The sequence below is a fragment of the Polynucleobacter sp. AP-Melu-500A-A1 genome, from assembly GCF_018882125.1.
Lineage (GTDB): Bacteria > Pseudomonadota > Gammaproteobacteria > Burkholderiales > Burkholderiaceae > Polynucleobacter.
Genome location: NZ_JACVOZ010000002.1, coordinates 330,275 through 347,713, shown reverse-complemented (window position 1 = coordinate 347,713; position 17,439 = coordinate 330,275). Strand labels below are relative to the sequence as shown.

Sequence of the window (17,439 nt, the reverse complement as noted above, 5' to 3'; positions counted from 1 at the left end):
TATACCTTTCTAGAATATTGTCTATAGAGTCAGTAATGAAGAGAAAAATCTAACGGAGGCAGTTTATGGCAGCGGTACCAGAGAAAATCTTAGGTCAGATTAATGCGCAAGATGCGGACCCAGGTGAGACGCAAGAGTGGTTACAGGCACTTGATGGTGTTATTCGTAACGAAGGCCCAGAGAGAGCTGCCTACTTAATAGATCAACAAATTTCTCATGCACGCGTCAATGGAGTGGTGCAACCATTCCATGCAGAGACTCCGTATATCAATACGATTCCAGTTGAAAACCAAGCGCGCTTGCCGGGCGATCAAAATGTTGAACACCGCATTCGTTCATACACGCGCTGGAATGCCATGGCGATGGTTTTACGTGCCAATAAGGACACCAATGTTGGTGGACATATTTCTTCATTTCAATCTGCCGCAACTTTATATGACATTGGTTTCAATCACTTCTGGCATGCACCTTCGCCTGAGCATGGTGGAGACCTGATTTTTGTTCAGGGCCATTCAGCTCCAGGTGTTTACGCACGTGCATACATGCTCGGCCGCCTATCAGATGAACAATTAGATAACTTCCGTCAAGAAGTAGGTGGCAAAGGCATCTCTAGTTATCCGCATCCTTGGTTGATGCCAGATTTTTGGCAATTCCCAACAGTGTCAATGGGTCTTGGACCCATTATGGCAATCTATCAGGCGCGCTTTATGTGCTACCTGCGTGACCGTGGCTTTATTAAAGATGAAGGCCGTAAAGTCTGGGCATTCTTGGGTGACGGAGAGACTGATGAGCCTGAATCACTGGGTGCCATCGGCATGGCTGGCCGCGAAAAATTAGACAACCTTATTTTTGTTGTGAATTGCAATTTGCAACGCTTAGATGGCCCTGTCCGTGGTAACGGAAAAATTATTCAAGAGCTTGAAAGTGAGTTCCGTGGTTCAGGCTGGAATGTCATTAAGGTAGTTTGGGGTGGTCAATGGGATGCCTTATTTGCTCGCGACAAAAAAGGCATCTTGATGCAGCGCCTTGGTGAGATCGTAGACGGTCAATACCAAACTATGAAGTCTAAGCACGGTGCATATGTTCGTGAGATTGTATTTAATACGCCAGAACTCAAGGCCTTAGTGAGTGACTGGAGTGATGAAGAGATTTGGCAGTTAAACCGTGGTGGTCACGACCCGCATAAGGTGTATGCAGCATTTCATGCGGCCGTGAATCACCAAGGTCAACCTACCGTAATCCTTGCGCATACTATTAAAGGTTATGGCATGGGTGGCTCGGGTGAGGCTATGAATATTGCCCACCAGGCAAAGAAGATGAACGACGACGATGTCCGTCGTTTCCGTGATCGTTTTGAAATCCCCGTCAAAGATGAACAACTTGACGATATGCCTTTGGTGAAATTTGCTGAAGGTAGTCCCGAACTTGAATACATGAAGGCACGTCGTCAAGAGTTAGGTGGCTACTTACCACAACGTCGCACTAAAGCAGAAAGTTTGCCCGTCCCAGCATTGGATGTATTTACACCATTGCTTGAGGCTACCTCTGAAGGTCGTGAAATTTCTACAACGATGGCTTTTGTTCGCATATTAAATACGGTAGTGCGTGACAAAATCCTTGGTAAGCGTGTAGTGCCGATTGTTCCTGATGAATCACGTACCTTTGGCATGGAGGGTATGTTCCGTCAGCTAGGTATTTGGCATCAACTTGGTCAACTCTATACGCCAGAAGACCATGATCAACTGATGTTCTACAAAGAAGACAAGAATGGTCAGATTTTGCAAGAGGGTATCAATGAGGCTGGCGGCATGTGTGATTGGATTGCGGCCGCGACTTCGTACTCCACGCATGGTGTGCCAATGCTGCCTTTCTATATCTTTTATTCGATGTTTGGTTTTCAACGAATTGGCGACTTAGCATGGGCTGCGGGTGATATGCGTAGCCGTGGTTTCTTGCTTGGTGGTACTGCAGGTAGAACAACCCTAAACGGTGAAGGTTTGCAGCATGAAGATGGTCATAGCCATTTATGGAGTAGTGCCGTACCAAACTGCATTAGTTACGATCCAACCTTCTCATTCGAATTAGCAGTCGTGATTCAAGATGGTATGCGCCGCATGCTGGAAGTTCAGGAAGATGTTTACTACTACATTACTTTAATGAATGAAAACTATTCTCACCCTGCAATGCCTAAGGGTGCAGAGCAAGACATTATTAAAGGGATGTATAAATTCAAATCGGTGGGTGATAGCAATGCCAAGTTGCGTGTTCAGTTACTCGGTTCTGGCACAATCTTTCGCGAAGTCATTGAAGCTGCTGAGATTTTGCACAAAGACTGGGGTGTATCTTCAGATTTATGGGGCTGCCCAAGTTTTACCGAATTGGGACGCAATTGGGCCACCGTACACCGTAGCAATCTCTTGAACCCAACAGCTACGCCTCAGCTTTCTCATGTAGAGCAGTGCCTGAAAGATAGCTCTGGACCAATCATCGCTGCTACAGACTATGTTCGCTTATTCGCTGAGCAAATTCGTCCAGCAATTCAGCATATGGGTCGCCGTTATGAAGTCTTGGGTACCGATGGCTTTGGCCGCTCTGATACCCGTGAAAAATTACGTGACTTCTTTGAGGTGGATCGTCGTTGGGTTGTACTAACAGCCTTGAGGTCTTTAGTGGACGCTGGACAGATGGATCGTCAGAAGCTTGCTGAAGCAATCAAAAAGTACGACATTGATGCCACTAAACCAAACCCAATGACGGTTTGATAAGAGAATAATATGAGTCAAATAATTGAAATCAAAGTACCAGACATTGGTGACTACAAAGATGTACCAGTCATTGAGGTTCTAGTAAAGCCAGGCGACAAAGTCGAGAAAGAACAATCGATTGTTGTGCTTGAATCCGATAAAGCCACTATGGATGTTCCTTCCTCACACTCTGGTGTGGTGAAAGAAGTCAAAGTCAAGATTGGGGATAACCTATCTGAGGGATCCGTGGTTATCACCTTGGAAGAGGGCGCAGGGAATGCTGTGGCTGCTGCTCCAGCTTCAGCCCCCACTCAAGTTGCTTCTGCTCCCACGAGTTCTAGCGGTGCGCTTATTGAAATCAAAGTACCAGATATTGGTGACTATAAAGATGTACCAGTCATTGAGGTTCTAGTAAAGCCAGGCGACACAGTTGAGAAAGAACAATCGATTGTTGTGCTTGAGTCCGATAAAGCTACCATGGATGTTCCTTCTTCTCACTCCGGTGTAGTGAAAGAAGTCAAAGTCAAGATTGGCGATAACCTATCTGAGGGATCCGTGGTTGTTATCTTAGAGGCTAGTTCTGGTGGAGCCGCGACAATCACTCCTGTTGTGGCGCCAGTAGCAACTCAGACGGTTGTGGTCGAGCCTCCTATCAAGCGGGCACCTGCACCACCACCGATGACTAATTCTCCTCCAGTGGTGGATGCTGCCTTAAGTCATGCAAGTCCATCAGTGCGCAAATTTGCTCGAGAACTTGGAGTGACCATTGCTCATGTTAAGGGCTCTGGTCAAAAAGGCCGTATTACACAAGAAGACGTACAAGCATTTGTGAAGGCTGCCATGAGTAGTGGCGGTCCAACAGCAGTATCGAGTGGTGGCAGTCTAGGCGGTCTGAATCTGATTCCGTGGCCGAAAGTAGATTTCACAAAGTTTGGTGAAATTGAGCGTCAAACACTCAATCGCATTAAGAAACTCACTGCAGCTAATTTAGGTCGTAATTGGGTAATGATCCCAGCAGTGACATATCACGAAGATGCGGATATCACAGATCTAGAAGCTTTCCGCGTGTTGACCAATAAAGAAAATGAGAAGAAGGGTGTCAAGATCACGATGCTTGCTTTCTTGATGAAGGCTGCTGTTGCAGCCTTAAAAAAATATCCCGAGTTCAATAGCTCTTTGGACGGTGATGATCTCATCTTGAAAAAATACTTCAATATTGCTTTTGCTGCAGATACTCCAACAGGATTAGTTGTGCCAGTCATTAAGGATGCAGACAAGAAAGGTATTTTTGAAATCGCTCAGGAAACCTCTGAGCTAGCTGCCCTAGCTCGCGATGGGAAACTTAAACCTGATCAGATGCAGGGTGCCAGCTTTACGATTTCTTCATTAGGTGGAATTGGCGGAACCTATTTCTCACCGATTGTGAATGCCCCTGAGGTAGCAATTTTGGGAGTAAGTAAAGCAGCTATGAAACCTGTGTGGGATGGTAAGCAATTTGTACCCCGTTTAATGTGTCCATTATCTTTGTCTGCTGATCATCGAGTAATTGATGGCGCTTTAGCAACCCGTTTTAATGTGTATGTAGCAGAGTTACTGGCCGACTTCCGTCGCGCTAGTCTGTAAGGGGTATCAATGGCTAAGCAAACGATCCTCGTTCCGGACATTGGCGATTATTCAGATGTGCCAGTGATTGAAGTATTGGTCAAAGTGGGTGATGTTATTGAAAAAGAGCAGCCCTTATTAGTTTTGGAGTCTGATAAAGCAACTATGGAAGTTCCTGCTGATAGAGCGGGAACGATTACTAGCATTGCTGTAAAACTAGGTGACAAAGTTGGTAAAGGTACTGTGATTGCCGAGATTGAGGCAAGTGGTGAAGTAACTAAAGTTGCCCCTACCAGCGCCCCAGCTGTAGCTCCCGTAGCAACTGCTATTGCACCTGCTCCTCAAGCAGGGCAGTTCATCGGTAAAGTTGATCATGAGTGCGAGCTACTAGTTTTAGGTGCAGGTCCTGGGGGATATAGCGCTGCCTTTAGAAGCGCTGATTTAGGAATGAGCACCATTCTCATTGAGCGTTACCCAACTTTGGGTGGTGTTTGTTTGAACGTGGGTTGTATTCCCTCAAAAGCGCTTTTGCATACCGCCTCAGTCATGGAGGAGGTAAAGACTATGGCCCAGCATGGCATTTCATTTGGTGAGCCAAAGATTGAGATTGATCAATTACGAGGATATAAAGAATCTGTCATCGCAAAGTTAACTGGCGGTTTGGCTGGCATGGCTAAAGCACGCAAAGTTAAGGTAGTGCGTGGCTTAGGAAAATTCTTAGACGCAAACCATGTTGAAGTTGAGTTAACTAATGGCACTGGTCAAGATTTAACTGGTCAAAAAGAAGTAGTGCGCTTTCAGAAAGCCATTATTGCAGCGGGTAGTCAGCCTGTGAAGTTGCCATTTCTTCCTGATGATCCTCGTATTGTCGATAGTACGGGCGCATTATTGTTAAAGAATATTCCAAAGCGGATGCTCGTGATTGGTGGCGGCATTATTGGTTTAGAGATGGCCACAGTCTATAGCGCTCTAGGTTCACGGATTGATATTGCTGAGATGATGGATGGTCTCATGGCTGGTGCTGATCGTGATTTAGAAAAAGTCTGGGAGAAATTTAATGCCGGACGTTTTGAAAAAGTCATGCTGAAGACTCGCGCAGCTAAAGCAGAAGTAAAGCCGGATGGTATTCAAGTCACTTTTGAAGGTGAGAATGCCCCTGCAGAACCACAAACCTATGATTTGGTATTGGTTGCTGTGGGTCGTACGCCAAATGGTAAAAAGATTGACGCTGGACTGGCTGGTGTACAGGTTGATGAGCGCGGCTTTATTCCAGTGGACAACCAAATGCGCACCAATGTGCCAAACATTTTTGCGATTGGCGATCTCGTTGGTCAACCGATGCTGGCCCATAAGGCAGTTCACGAAGGTCACGTAGCAGCTGAGGTGGCTTCTGGAGAGAAGTCTTTCTTTGATGCGAAGCAAATCCCATCAGTCGCGTATACCGATCCTGAGGTAGCTTGGGCTGGTTTGACAGAAGAGCAGTGTAAGGCACAAGGGATTGCTTATGAAAAGGGTCTCTTTCCATGGGCGGCAAGTGGACGGGCGATTGCGAATGGACGCGATGAAGGTTTTACCAAGCTCATTTTTGATGCAACTACTCATCGTATTATTGGTGGTGGAATTGTGGGCACACATGCTGGTGATTTAATCGGCGAAGTGTGTTTGGCTATTGAAATGGGGGCTGATGCAGTCGATATAGGCAAAACTATTCATCCACATCCAACCTTAGGCGAATCTGTTGGTCTAGCTGCAGAAGCGGTGCATGGCCATTGCACAGACTTACCACCAGTAAAGAAGAAGTCTTAAGTAGATCTCATCGTATTAGTTTAAATAAAAAACCCCGATTAGTCGGGGCTTTTTATTTAACAACAAATGTAAATTACTTCTTCTTGGCAGCCTTACTTGCAGTGCTAGCACTTTTCATTGCAGCGTCTGTAGCACTACTTAAGTTGGTTTGGGTAACCTCAACAGCATGCTTTACAGCCTTTTGGCTGGTTTCAAAAACAGTATTAGCAGAGGCTATGGCTTGCTTCATTACTTGAACGGCAGTATCTGAGCCTGCTGGAGCATTTTTAGTCCAGTCTTCAACTAAAGCATTGACTTTCTTTTGCCCCGCTTGGAATTCTTTTTCGGCTGATTGGGTAAAGCTTGCTTGAGTTTCATGGGCTAAGTCATATAAGTGGCGGCTATAAGCCATGATCTTTTCTGCCATCGGTTGAACTGCTTCGGCTTGATGGGCAAGAAGTTGTTGAATATCTTTTACTTCGAGGGCTTTCTTAGCGCTATTCATACTGTCGCTCAAGCTTTGTTTGGCGATATGCATATTTAACTCAACTAATTTTTCAATGCTTTGAAGTGCTTGGTTGGTGAGACCGCTCAAGGTTTCTAAATTTGCTTTTTGAGCAGCTGCAATTTGTTCAGGCGTTAAGTTCATATCAATCCCTTTCGATTGGATCTAATGCTTGTTTGTACTCTTACTAGGTAAGGGTGTAAATAGCATGCAAAATATTTTAAGGCTCTAAAATAATGCATCGCATCATTAATAATCCCCCTAAAGCCAATATCGCTACTTTCTTTATAAGGGGGATTATCAAAATCAGCCTAAAATCAATGATCCCAGAAAAAATCTCAATAATTTCAGTAAGTTATCCATGACGCTCCCCCTAGACAAGGTTATTGCACCCATATTTGTATTGATATGGAGTACAGGGTTTGTGATTGCCCGACTTGCAATGCCTTATGTAGAGCCAGCTACCTTCTTATTTTGGCGGTTTGCAGGCGTTCTAGCGGCAATGGCAGCTCTGAGCTTGATTTGGAAAATTACCTGGCCTAGCTGGCCTCAGATGAAGCACATTGCAATAGCGGGAATTTTGCTGCAATTTGGATATTTACTGGGCGTATGGTTTGCAGTTCGCTTAGGTATGACGGCAGGCCTGGCAGCCATTATTGTTGGATTGCAACCGATTTTGACTGCGTGGTTTGCTGCCTGGGTATCTGAAAAGGTAACCCCACGTCAATGGATTGGCTTGGGCTTTGGGTTTGCTGGCGTAGCCCTAGTGGTGGCTGAAAAAATAAGCTTTGCCCATATTCCTTTCGTGAGTTACGTATTGGCATTTATAGCTTTGCTATCGATTACCTTTGGCACGCTTTACCAGAAGAAGTATTGCCCTGTATTTGATTTACGCGCAGGATCTTCAATTCAATTTGGGGTATCGGCCATTCTGTGTTTCATGTGTATGTACTTCTTTGAAACCGGTGTCATGGTTTGGAATGCTTCTGTCACTGTAGCTTTATTGTGGGCAATCTTTCCCCTCTCTATAGGTTCAATCAGTTTGTTATTTATGATGATTCGCAAGGGTGCTGCAACTAAGGTCACTAGCTTGCTATATCTCACGCCACCGACTACTGCGCTGATGGCATGGCTCTTATTTGATGAGCCTTTTACTGCAATGATGGCAATGGGCTTGGCATTGACGATGACTGGTGTAGTGTTAGTTAACTCCCGTCAAGCCAATACTGTGGCAACGATTGCTGAATAGGATGAGGTGGAATATCCAGGATAAGGTGAATAAATCGCCTTGTTCACCAGAAATTAATTATCATCTCGTATGTTGAAAGTTTTGGAAGGTATTTTTAGGATGTATTTGAATCGACTTTGGATTTGTCTTTGTGCAGCACTATTCACCAGCGGTGTCTTTGTCAATACACCTGTGTTTGCTGCTAGCAAGGACAAACAGAGTAAAACCACCAAAGTTGTCATCAAATCAGTAAAGAAGCCTAAATCCGTTCGAGTGACTGTTACTCGTCCAACTGAGCCTGTTGTAGCCGCAAGACCATCACTCGCTTCAGCACTAGGTATGCGGGGTCAACACGATGACTTGAGTTTGAAATCAAGCGTGGCTATGGTAGTGAATCAAGATACTAAAGAGGTGTACTTTGAAAAGAACTCTTCAGTCAGCTTACCAATCGCTTCAATCACAAAACTCATGACAGCAATGGTAGTGCTAGACTCTAAATTGCCATTAGACGAGTCGCTTGTGATCAATGCTGATGATGTGCATATTTACCGCACTTCACGTCTTTCTGGCGGAACCGTATTGACACGAGAAGAAGCACTTTTGCTGGCACTAATGTCCTCTGAAAACCGTGCTGCATATACCTTAGGTAGAAATTATCCAGGCGGTGTACCGGCATTTGTGGATGCCATGAATCGTAAGGCAAAAGAATTAGGTATGGAGCACTCGCGTTTTGCAGATCCCACAGGATTGCTCAGTGAAAATGTTGCTACAGCAGAAGACCTTACCCGGATGTTAAGCGCTGCATACCAATACAAAATGATTCGTGAGTTTTCCACATGGCCTGATCTCACGATGGTGATCGCAAAACGTCCACAAAAATTCTTGAACACTAATCGCTTGGTGCGTGCTGGCGATATGAATATTGGTTTGCAAAAAACAGGATTTATTAATGCCGCAGGTAAATGCTTGGTAATGCAAGCAAGGGTTAATAACACACCATTACTGTTAGTTTTCTTAGACTCGGTTGGAACGCAATCCCGTTTTGCTGATGCTGTACGTGTGCGTGACTGGTATGAGCGTATGCCTTCAGGTGCTCAGCCGATTAGACGCTTAATGTAACGCGTCTCGTTAAGTAGCAGTACCTGGTTCTACTAATTTAGGCTTATAGCCCATTCCCTTGGAAATTTGCAGAGCAGTTTCTTGTAAGGCTCTTAACCAGTCTGCTTGAATACGATCAGTTGGCGCGCTCAGTGAAAGTCCAGCCGCCAATTTTCCAGTGTCGTCTAAAATGGCTGCAGCAAGACAACTCACACCAAGTTCTAGCTCTTCATTATCACGAGCATTGCCAACTTTTCTCACTTGATTTAGTTCTGTTTCCAGTTTGTTTAAATCCGTAATGCTATTTCGAGTGTGGCCTGAGAGTCCAGTACGGGTGACATAGGCACGAACTTGATTCGTATCATCGCTTGCTAAAAAGAGTTTTCCAACGGATGTGAGATGCAAAGGGGCTCTACCCCCAATCGCACGGACTACTTGCATACCAGAGCGTTCGCTGTAGGCGCGGTCAATGTAGACAATCTCATCACCTTGACGAACCGATAGATTCACTGTTTCACCAGTTAGCTTATGTAGGGTACGCATTGGAACCTGAGCAGCTTCTCGCACAGAGAGGCGAGCTTTGACTAGATTGCCTAGTTCTAAAAGCTTCAGTCCTAAGCGATAGGTGCCGCCATCGCCACGTTCAACTAAGCGGCAAGCAACCATGTCATTTAATATGCGGTGAGCTGTAGAGGGGTGTAAACCCGTTTCCTCAGCCAAGAACTTGAGACCACTCGATTCTTCTTGCTCAGCCAAGGCTTCTAGTAAATTCATCATGCGCTCCACCACCTGGATTGCGGTTTTACCAACTTCACCAGTACTTTTGGAGGATTTGACGATTTTGCTATTGCTCATGGGGTTTATTGTAGCGATTCCCGCGGCAATTGCATATTATGAAACGGGATTTTATAGATTCCCAGGAAAAAACTGGTTTAAATCTAACGTCTTAGAGCCTTAGCGCAATCGTTGACTAGCTCGGGTCCGCGATAAATGAGGCCGCTGTAAAGCTGAACCAGGCTAGCTCCAGCCATGATCTTTTCACGGGCATCTGCACCTGACATAATCCCGCCGACGCCAATAATGGGCAAATCATTTCCTAGTCTGGCTTTGAGTGTTTTGATAACCCAGTTTGAGGCTTTTCGTACGGGGGCGCCCGAGAGACCACCAGCTTCATTACCGTGATCCATCCCTTGTACAGCTTCACGCGAGATAGTGGTGTTGGTGGCTATCACAGCATCGATCCCAAATTCTAATAAGAGGTCTGCAATCAGGTGAAGGTCGCCTTGATCGAGATCAGGAGCAATTTTTAAGAAAAGAGGCTTGTGAACGCCGTAACGATCACTGAGTTTTTTTCGCTCTTCACTCAGTTCTCGTAAGAGCTCTCGCAGCATTTCCTCGCTTTGTAGTGAGCGCAGATGCTGGGTATTCGGAGAAGAGATATTGACGGTGATGTAAGAAGCAATTTCATATACAGCCTCCATTGCAAAAACGTAATCTTTTGAAGCTTCCTCAATGGGGGTACTAGCATTTTTGCCAATATTCATTCCCAGTACACCACCACTTTGCCAAAATTTCGAGTGACGGACCCTGGCTATACATGCCTCTACACCGTCATTATTAAATCCCATGCGATTGATAATCGCTTGGGCCTCAGATAGTCTAAACATTCGAGGCTTAGGATTGCCAGGCTGGGGGCGCGGCGTCACTGTGCCGATTTCTAAAAAGCCAAAGCCTAATGCAGCTAAGGCATCAATATGTTTGCCATCCTTATCAAGGCCAGCTGCAAGACCTACTGGATTGGGAAACTGTATACCGCAAAGAGTATGAGGATCGGCAATAGGTTTTGTGATGAAGCGTTGCAAGAGACCCCAACGCTGTGCTCGATCTAAGTTGCTTAGTGTGAGATCGTGCGCTTTCTCAGGATCAAGGCAGAACAGCCAAGGGCGTAAAAGGGAATAACTATCCGTCATGGGTAGATATTATGAACCAGGCAGCAATTGCCAATGGTCATCAACCAGTCCTTCCATGGGCTGATACTTGATCTTATAAGCCATCTTTTCGCTCTCTTGAATGTAATAACCAAGATAGAGATAGGGCAAGTTCAGATCGAGACATTGTTGAATTTGCCAAAGAATGCTGTAACTGCCATAGCTTGCATTGCTCATGCTGGTATCAAAGAAGGTATATACCGAAGAAATACCTTGTTCCAATATGTCAATCATACTAACCATGCGCAGGCGACCCGGATGAGGGTCATGAGGACCATCCCGAAACTCCACAATGCGTGAGTTCACGCGGCTTTGCAGTAAAAACTGCATATATTGATCCTGATCATCCCGATCCATCTCTCCACCAGCATGTCTTTCATTTTGATAACATTGATAGAGTTGGTAATGCTCATCTTTGTAACCAAGGTTCAATACATGCGCTTCCAATCCCATATGTTTTTTCTGGGCTCGTCGTTGGCTGCGAGTCGGAACAAATTGATTTACCAAAATACGAGTAGCAGTGCATGCTCTACAGCTGTCACAATAAGGGCGGTAAGTATAAAGACCGCTTCTACGAAATCCCGCATTCAGAAGTTCGCCATAAATATCCGCATGTATCAGATGCGAAGGGGTTGCTACCTGCGAACGTGCCATCCGATTAGGAAGATAGCTACATTCATAGGGTGCAGTGGCATAAAACTGCAGAGTGGTGAGTGGGAGTTCTTTGAGTTGGGTCATATCCAGCAAGCCAAGATATTTTTATTAAAGGTCCAAGGTCTCTCAATATTAGATTGATTTATAGATGTTTGCAGTTTTTCTAGAAATTCCTTTCGGGGGATGGGCGCAGCTCCTAGCGAGCGAAGATGCGCAGTTTCTTGCTGGCAATCAATCATCTCCACTTGACTTTGTAGGCACCAAGCACTTAAAGCGGCTAAAGCAAGCTTAGAAGCATTGGTTTCATAACTGAACATAGATTCACCAAAGACCATCGCTCCAAATGCAACACAGTAGAGCCCGCCAATGAGTTGGCCTTGATGTGTAACGGAAATACTATGGGCATGACCTTGCTCATGAAGGGCGGTATAGGCATCCATGATTTCATGGGTAATCCATGTGCCATCCTGATCTTTGCGTTTACTCGTAGCACAGGCCCGAACGACTGCACTAAAGTCTGCATCAACGTGTATTTCTGATTGGGCGTCTTGGCAAAAATGACGTAGATGCTTCTTAAGAGAATCACTACACTTAAAGTTTGCTGGATTTAGAACCATACGAGGATCTGGTGACCACCACAACACAGGCTGATTATCGGAGTACCAAGGAAATATTCCTGTTTGATAAGCTCGCGCTAATTGACCTGGATAAATACCTTCACTGACAGCAATTAAACCGGGAACGCTAGGGTCAAGGTCAGCTTGAGTCAGCGGGTTTGGAAAGGGGTCTTTTGGGCCTAGCCAAGTAATCTGACTCATCATGCACTAATTAAATCTTTTCAGAAGGTAAAACATCACGGCTACGAACATGAAATTCTTTATCCGCATCAAAAAGCCCAGCAGTACGATCTGCAAAAAACCATTCTAAAGTTTGTTTGACAGTGGGAAAGGCCAATTCTTCCCAGGGAATTTCGTGCTCATGAAAGAGTGCTACTTCTAAACTCTCTTCGCCTGCAGAAAATGTACTGTTAGTCATGTTTGCTAAATAAAAGAGATGCACCTGTTCTGCATGGAGCACGTTCAGTAAGGAGTAAAGCGGGCCGATTTCTACTATTGCTCCAGCCTCCTCAAGGGTCTCGCGAGCAGCCCCTGCGCTAGTACTTTCGCCAAGCTCCATAAAACCGGCAGGTAAAGTCCAGTAACCATGGCGAGGGGCAATAGCGCGGCGACAGAGTAAGACTTGCTTGCCATATATGGGAATAGTACCAACGACATTTCGGGGATTTTGATAGTGAATAGTCCCGCAGGTATCGCAAACATAACGTTCACGAGAGTCATCTGCCGGGATTTTGAAGGACAGGGTGTTGGCGCAGTTAGGGCAGAACTTCATGACAGCTTTCTAAAAATGAGCCTTGATCGCTCCGCGAATGGCATTACTAAGAATAATCTCATCTGCCATTGAAACATCATTAATAGTCAGGTTGGCTTCGCGGGCATTCATGTGGGGATCGGCTAATAAGGAGGCTCGCATGACACCCGGAAGTATGCCCGCAGAAATGGGTGGTGTTAACCATTGCGTACCACCTTTGGGTTTAATAAAGATGCTGCTTCTGCCTCCTTCAGTTACAAAGCCTTGCTCGTTGATAAATAAGGCATCAAAGCCCCCTAACTCAACGGATTTTTGCCAAGCCTGGTCGTATAAGTTGCGCTTGCTTACCTTATGTCGCAGTAAAGGGTCACCAGAGAACATGATGCAATCAGCCTGCAAAATATCCTGTGCCCAAAATATTCGCACTGACTTACTGAGTTCATCCAGTATTCCAGTAGCGCAAGACAATTGTCCATCAGTAGAAAGATCTAGCCTTAATCGATACTGTTTACTCGCATCCAAATTAGCGCAAGAATCTAAAACACAGGTGCTTGCATGATCTCTATTAAATGGAATGCCTAAGGATTTTGCCGATGATTGCATACGGTCAAGGTGAGCAGATAAATCTTGAGGGCTAGCTTGCTTTACGGCAATCGTTTCAAATAAGCCAACGGTACTGGGAAGCCCCATTAAAAAAGCAGACTTAACACGGCATTCTTCCCATTCTTGCTTTGCATCGGAGTCGATGGTGATACCTGCACCAATACCTAATGTAAAAGTATTATTGTGGGAGATCGGATCCTCTTCAATTTCAATGGTACGAATAGGTACGCTAAAAGCAAAGTCACCATTGGGATCCAGCCAGCCAAGTGCACCACAGTAATATCCACGGTCTTGAGGCTCGAGTTCTTGAATAATTTGCATGCTACGTTTCTTGGGCGCCCCAGTAACAGACCCACAGGGAAAAACAGCTTGCAAAATTTGGGCTAAGGTGATGTTCGGTTTCATCTGCCCTTGAACAGTGGATGTCATCTGCAATACATCACCATGTCTTGCCACTTCAAACAGCTTAGGAACTACAACGCTTCCTGGTTGAGAGATGCGGCTCAAATCATTGCGCAGAAGATCTACGATCATGACATTTTCTGCTTGATTTTTTGGATCCTCAGAAAGCGCATTCGCACCAGAAGATAGTGCATTTGCAGTACCTTTCATGGGCATTGCTTTGAGGATTTCTCCTTGCTTTTGAATGAATAGCTCAGGGGATTGGGAGAGTAGGTAATGCTTACCCTTGTGATTCTGGTGCTCAATAAAAGCACCAAATCTTCCTGGCTGACGTTCCCGAAGCCTGCTGTAGAGCGCCAAAGGAGACCCATAAACCCTACCAGTAATTCGGAAAGTATGATTAATCTGATAAGAATCACCATTGCGGATATATTCCAAAATACGATCGATATCCTTAGCAAATGCCTCTGGCGTAATCGATTCAGCTACATCAATGACGCCAGTGCTTTTATCTTCATCTGTCAGATTCTTTAATTGCTGGGATAGTAATTCATCTACTTGTTCTTTGGAGAGTGTTTGATGGCTTTCAAAAGACCATGCCTCAATAAGAGGGTGGAGTGTTGTAATTTCTCGCTGGGATAGTTTATGCATCAATCTACCAAGCTCATAAGCAAAAGCGGCTACAACAAACTTTCCTTCATTAAGAGTCTTTGAAATATCCTCTAAACAGCGGTCTACTGCGCGTTGATCCTCAGTAAGGTTTCCGCTGGGCAGGATGCGCCAAGATTGCAAAGGCGAATCATAAAAGCGACTAGATGGCTTAGCTGCGCTGCTTTGTGCATCGTCGAGCAGGATCATTGCAGCTAGCCTAGGTATTTTTATTTTAGGATAGTGGCAGATTCGATAGTGACCGTTTTGGCAGGTACATCAGCCATCCGGCCCATACGAGGCGCACTGGCAACCATCGTTGGTACTTTGCGTATGGCATCGATGGTTTGTGTTCCAGAAATAACTTTTCCAAAAACGGTATAACCATTGCCCATGGCATTTGGATAATCTAATGCTTGATTGTCTTTAACGTTGATAAAGAATTGGGCGGTAGCAGAGTCGGGATCGGAAGTGCGCGCCATAGCAATCGTATAGTTATTGTTCTTGAGACCATTTTGCGCCTCAGAGACAACCGGTGCATCGGTTGATTTTTGGGTGAGGTCAGCGGTAAATCCACCACCCTGAATCATGAAGCCATCAATCACTCGATGAAAAATGGTTCCGTTATAAAAGCCACTTTTCACATAGTTCAAAAAGTTTGCTGTTGTCTTAGGGGCTTTATCGCCATCCAATTCCACTACAAAATTACCGAGGGTAGTTTTGAATTCGACTTTTGGACCTGCAAAGGCTGCTTGAGCAGTCAAGCTGGCGATACAGAAGATAAAACCGGTTAAAAGCTTACGCATAAATACTCCTTGAATAAATGAGGATGAATGATTGTATTGTGCAACACACTACTGCAAGAACTTTCAAGCTAATCCATTGGGGACTTTTCCAGCGTATGCATAGGAAGCTTCCTCAAACATTCCGGGTCTAGCAAGATAATCCAAGGTCCAGTCAATAGTATCGACGCCCCAGAAACAGTGCTGATTGACAATCAGGGCTGGTATTCCAAAGGCACCATCTTGTTTGGCTTGGTTGGTATTGGCAATCAGTTGTGCTTTCACATCCGGATTTTCTGGCCTCTGGGTATCTACAGGTAAACCTAGGTAGCTGCAAAATTCTGACCAAGCAAGATTAGGATCTTTACCTTCAACCCAAACGTAGTCAAAAGCGCGTTCAAGCATTGGCCAATCTGCTTTTTCTTGCGTTAGAAGGCGTTGGGCTGCTACCGTCATAAAAGGATGGTGCTCTGGAAAGCGAAATGGTATTCCCAGTTTTTCAGCTTGCCATACACAGAACTGATAAGTGTGTGGCCGTTTGGCAGCAATTTCGCCGGGACCTTTGTTATCAGTTGATCTTAATAAAACTCCCAAGAGAATTGGAACTGGCTTGATGTCTAATATCGATTCCAGGCGATGACGTTGCTTAATATATAAATAGGCAAATGGAGAAATAATGTCGTAATAAAAAGTAGCCCCTACTTTTGAACTCATTTCTTCTTAGCCTCTAGATCGAGATTGCGTAAAAAAGCCATCTTCTCCCCAATTTGGGTTTCGAGTCCACGTGCTACTGGCTCATACCAATGGGGTTCTGGCATTCCATCCGGAAGATAAGTTTCTCCAGCAGCATATCCATGCAGCTCGTCATGTGCATAGCGATATTCCTTGCCGTGCCCGAGATCTTTCATAAGCTTAGTGGGAGCATTACGCAAATGATTGGGAACGGGCTTAGTTTGATCTTTAGCAACGTATGCTCGCGCAGCATTGAAGGCTTTGTAGCTCGCATTGCTTTTGGAAGCCACAGCTAAATACACTACAGCCTGACCTAAAGCCAGCTCACCTTCAGGAGAACCCAGTCTTTCATAAGTCTGTGCGGCATCATTGGCCAATTGCATTGCTCTTGGATCAGCCAAACCAATATCTTCCCAGGCCATTCGAATAATGCGCCGTGATAAATAGCGAGGATCAACTCCACCATCAAGCATGCGACAAAGCCAATATAGTGCAGCATCTGGATTAGATCCGCGTACGGATTTGTGCAGTGCTGAAATTTGGTCGTAAAACTGATCTCCACCTTTATCAAAGCGACGTGCCTGAGTAGTCAGTGCATTCTCAATAAAGAGTTGATCGATTACCTGAATGGGATTGCTGGGGTTTGAGGAAGCATTCCGAATCTGTTCTACCAAGTTGAGTAAGCGTCTTGCATCACCATCGGCATTATTGATTAGCGTATCCACGGCACTATCTTCAAACTGGATCTTTGGCATCGCAAATGTCTGCGCACGAACAAAGAGTTGCCTGAGCTCAGTAGCCTCGAGAGACTTCAGAACATAGACTTGTGCACGAGAGAGTAGGGCTGAGTTCACCTCAAAAGAGGGATTCTCAGTGGTAGCGCCAATAAATGTAAACAGACCCGATTCCACATGGGGAAGTAAAGCATCTTGCTGACTTTTATTAAAGCGATGAATCTCATCTACAAATAAGATGGTTTGTTTGCCGTATTGAGCCATGCTTTGCTGTGCTTGTTCAATTGCTTCACGAATTTCCTTTACCCCTGCCAATACTGCTGAGATGGCAATGAACTCACGATCAAAAGCTTTTGCAGAAAGGCGTGCCAAAGTTGTTTTGCCAACCCCTGGCGGCCCCCACAAAATCATTGAATGAGGTTTGCCTGAAGCAAATGCCAGATTGAGGGGTTTACCAGGTGCCAATAGATGTGTTTGACCAATCACCTCATCGATCGTCTTAGGGCGCAGCGCTTCCGCTAAAGGCGGCGGCGGGGTACTATCAAAAAGACTACTCATAAATAGGA

Annotated in this window: 15 protein-coding genes; 5 read left to right on the top strand and 10 right to left on the bottom strand. The window is 45.2% G+C overall.

What is annotated here, in order from left to right:
* Positions 1 to 65 precede the first annotated feature (65 nt).
* From aceE to lpdA, 3 genes are read left to right on the top strand one after another with little or no spacing between them, the layout of a single operon-like run.
* Positions 66 to 2,762 (top strand): pyruvate dehydrogenase (acetyl-transferring), homodimeric type, encoded by a 2,697-nt coding sequence (gene aceE / locus ICN38_RS05145; RefSeq protein ID WP_216255849.1) that lies wholly within the window; start codon positions 66 to 68, stop codon positions 2,760 to 2,762.
* Between the two features lie 12 nt (positions 2,763 to 2,774).
* A complete protein-coding gene (aceF, locus tag ICN38_RS05140) occupies positions 2,775 to 4,367 on the top strand; it encodes a dihydrolipoyllysine-residue acetyltransferase (protein ID WP_216255848.1) in 1,593 nt (530 codons plus the stop codon).
* 9 nt (positions 4,368 to 4,376) lie between these two features.
* On the top strand, positions 4,377 to 6,152 hold the full coding sequence (gene lpdA, locus ICN38_RS05135; protein WP_216255846.1) for a dihydrolipoyl dehydrogenase: 1,776 nt from the start codon (positions 4,377 to 4,379) through the stop codon (positions 6,150 to 6,152).
* A 73-nt stretch (positions 6,153 to 6,225) separates the two neighbouring features.
* On the opposite strand, the gene ICN38_RS05130 is transcribed toward lpdA, so the two are convergent.
* On the bottom strand, positions 6,226 to 6,780 hold the full coding sequence (locus tag ICN38_RS05130) for a phasin family protein (RefSeq protein WP_216255844.1): 555 nt from the start codon (positions 6,778 to 6,780) through the stop codon (positions 6,226 to 6,228).
* Between the two features lie 217 nt (positions 6,781 to 6,997).
* On the opposite strand from ICN38_RS05130, the gene ICN38_RS05125 reads away from it, so the two are divergent.
* Together ICN38_RS05125 and ICN38_RS05120 are read left to right on the top strand one after the other, a co-directional pair.
* Positions 6,998 to 7,885 carry a DMT family transporter gene (locus tag ICN38_RS05125; RefSeq protein WP_216255843.1) on the top strand — a complete coding sequence of 296 codons (888 nt, stop codon included), beginning with the start codon at positions 6,998 to 7,000 and terminating at the stop codon, positions 7,883 to 7,885.
* Between the two features lie 69 nt (positions 7,886 to 7,954).
* Complete coding sequence (locus tag ICN38_RS05120) at positions 7,955 to 8,983, top strand: serine hydrolase (RefSeq protein ID WP_255562719.1); 1,029 nt, start codon at positions 7,955 to 7,957, stop codon at positions 8,981 to 8,983.
* Positions 8,984 to 8,992: 9 nt separating this feature from the next.
* Here ICN38_RS05120 and ICN38_RS05115 read toward each other — a convergent pair whose 3' ends face one another.
* The 9 genes from ICN38_RS05115 to ICN38_RS05075 form a co-directional block, all read right to left on the bottom strand.
* Positions 8,993 to 9,817: an IclR family transcriptional regulator gene (locus ICN38_RS05115; protein ID WP_216255841.1), complete on the bottom strand. Its 825-nt coding sequence runs from the start codon at positions 9,815 to 9,817 to the stop codon at positions 8,993 to 8,995.
* A gap of 83 nt (positions 9,818 to 9,900) precedes the next feature.
* Positions 9,901 to 10,932 (bottom strand): quinone-dependent dihydroorotate dehydrogenase, encoded by a 1,032-nt coding sequence (locus ICN38_RS05110; RefSeq protein WP_216255838.1) that lies wholly within the window; start codon positions 10,930 to 10,932, stop codon positions 9,901 to 9,903.
* 9 nt (positions 10,933 to 10,941) lie between these two features.
* Complete coding sequence (locus ICN38_RS05105) at positions 10,942 to 11,688, bottom strand: arginyltransferase (protein ID WP_216255836.1); 747 nt, start codon at positions 11,686 to 11,688, stop codon at positions 10,942 to 10,944.
* Entirely contained in the window at positions 11,685 to 12,422 is a 738-nt protein-coding gene (gene aat / locus ICN38_RS05100; protein WP_216255834.1) for a leucyl/phenylalanyl-tRNA--protein transferase, read from the bottom strand. Before aat ends, ICN38_RS05105 begins: the two co-directional genes overlap by 4 nt.
* Positions 12,423 to 12,432: 10 nt before the next feature.
* Positions 12,433 to 12,993, bottom strand: coding sequence for an NUDIX hydrolase (locus ICN38_RS05095; RefSeq protein WP_216255832.1), 561 nt, complete (start codon positions 12,991 to 12,993; stop codon positions 12,433 to 12,435).
* 9 nt (positions 12,994 to 13,002) lie between these two features.
* A complete protein-coding gene (locus tag ICN38_RS05090; RefSeq protein ID WP_216255829.1) occupies positions 13,003 to 14,835 on the bottom strand; it encodes a bifunctional chorismate-binding protein/class IV aminotransferase in 1,833 nt (610 codons plus the stop codon).
* A 20-nt stretch (positions 14,836 to 14,855) separates the two neighbouring features.
* On the bottom strand, positions 14,856 to 15,431 hold the full coding sequence (locus ICN38_RS05085; protein WP_216255826.1) for a peptidylprolyl isomerase: 576 nt from the start codon (positions 15,429 to 15,431) through the stop codon (positions 14,856 to 14,858).
* Between the two features lie 63 nt (positions 15,432 to 15,494).
* Complete coding sequence (locus ICN38_RS05080; protein ID WP_216255825.1) at positions 15,495 to 16,121, bottom strand: 2-hydroxychromene-2-carboxylate isomerase; 627 nt, start codon at positions 16,119 to 16,121, stop codon at positions 15,495 to 15,497.
* Positions 16,118 to 17,431, bottom strand: coding sequence for a replication-associated recombination protein A (locus ICN38_RS05075; RefSeq protein WP_216255823.1), 1,314 nt, complete (start codon positions 17,429 to 17,431; stop codon positions 16,118 to 16,120). Before ICN38_RS05075 ends, ICN38_RS05080 begins: the two co-directional genes overlap by 4 nt.
* Between the last annotated feature and the right edge of the window lie 8 nt (positions 17,432 to 17,439).